Origin of the sequence: Vibrio makurazakiensis (assembly GCF_050337375.1) — a bacterium.
GTDB lineage: Bacteria > Pseudomonadota > Gammaproteobacteria > Enterobacterales > Vibrionaceae > Vibrio > Vibrio makurazakiensis.
On the sequence record NZ_JAKJSW010000436.1, the window covers coordinates 1 to 1,374 of the forward strand.

Genomic DNA, 1,374 nt, shown 5'->3' on the forward strand with positions numbered 1-1,374 from the left:
ATGAAATTTCCCTATAGTTCTGACAAGCTCACCTTAAGTAGTGAGGCTGAATAAATTGACCGATAAGCTCTAAAATCCAGATTTAGGCTCAGCCGATTATCGTACTCTATCTTATTTTTCATGGTATCAATGACAATCCATGAACGAAATCCGTGAGTGCGCTGTTATAATAAAACACGTTATAATTAAACAAATTCGCAGTGTGAGTCTACATTCTTGTTTTGTTTTGTGTCTTTTAGGCGCGCAAATGATAGCTCAATTCCACTGTTGATAAAACTTTTAGGCACAGTTCGTTTACATTTTTGCAAGGTAGTTAACATGTCCACTCGCTCACGCAGCGCAAATCAATCAGATTCAAAACCTCGCTCTAGAAGCACTTTAAAACAAGGTGCAGCGAAAAAAGGTGCAAACTTCTCTACCCGAAAAAAATCGTCCAGTAGTAATTACTCGAGCCAAAAATCAAAATCGACTAAACCTCGTATAGCACCTGAAGACCGAAAGGTCATTTTGTTTAACAAGCCTTTTGACACACTCAGCCAATTTACCGATGGCGACGGTCGAAAGACACTCGCTGACTACATCCCAGTTAAAGAAGTTTATGCGGCAGGCCGTTTAGACAGGGATAGTGAAGGTTTAATGGTGTTAACAAACGATGGCATCTTTCAAGCCAAATTAACTCAACCTACCTCTAAATCACCAAAAACCTACTGGGTACAAGTAGAAGGTGCGCCTTCTGAGAACGATTTAGATAAATTGAGAAAAGGCGTGGAGTTAAAAGATGGCATGACGCTCCCAGCCAAAATCGAGGTTATGCAAGAACCAAAGGTATGGGATAGAAACCCACCTGTAAGGTTTAGAGCTGCTATACCAACTACTTGGCTAGCTATTACAATTATCGAAGGGAGAAACCGCCAAGTGCGTCGTATGACTGCAAACATCGGGTTCCCTACTCTGCGTTTGATTCGCTACTCGATGGGCAATATGAATATTGGCCAACTACAGCCTGGTGAATGGAAAGAAATATAATTCACTTTGAATTTAAACTAAAAAAGCGAAGCTAAAGCTTCGCTTTTTTGATCGAGATTTAGATATTACTCTTGATCGATCATCCACTTACGGAATTCTTTACGCTCTTGCTTAGATGCTTTGAAATACCACGCTTTTAATTGTTCAACCGTTTGCGATTGATTACCTTCTGTTTTATTAGAAGATAATGCAGAAGCTACTTTTGTAGGTGCAATTATAATAGTGTCAGCGGGTTTAGCAATGAGTGCTCCGTCTTTAAAATAGATAGCATTACTTTCATTATACTTAGCTAGTTGCTTATCTAAACCACCAAACGGAAGGAACCCATCTTTTCCTTCAATAATACCC

At 39.5% G+C, this 1,374-nt stretch carries 2 protein-coding genes; one reads left to right on the forward strand and one right to left on the reverse strand.

All coding sequences use genetic code 11. The features are described 5' to 3' along the window. Positions 1 to 318: 318 nt before the first annotated feature. Positions 319 to 1,026: a pseudouridine synthase gene (locus L4C33_RS22255; RefSeq protein WP_428814554.1), complete on the forward strand. Its 708-nt coding sequence runs from the start codon at positions 319 to 321 to the stop codon at positions 1,024 to 1,026. A gap of 65 nt (positions 1,027 to 1,091) precedes the next feature. On the opposite strand, the gene L4C33_RS22260 is transcribed toward L4C33_RS22255, so the two are convergent. Further along, on the reverse strand, positions 1,092 to 1,374 hold a 283-nt coding region (locus L4C33_RS22260), incomplete at its 5' end, for a DUF2057 family protein (protein WP_428814555.1).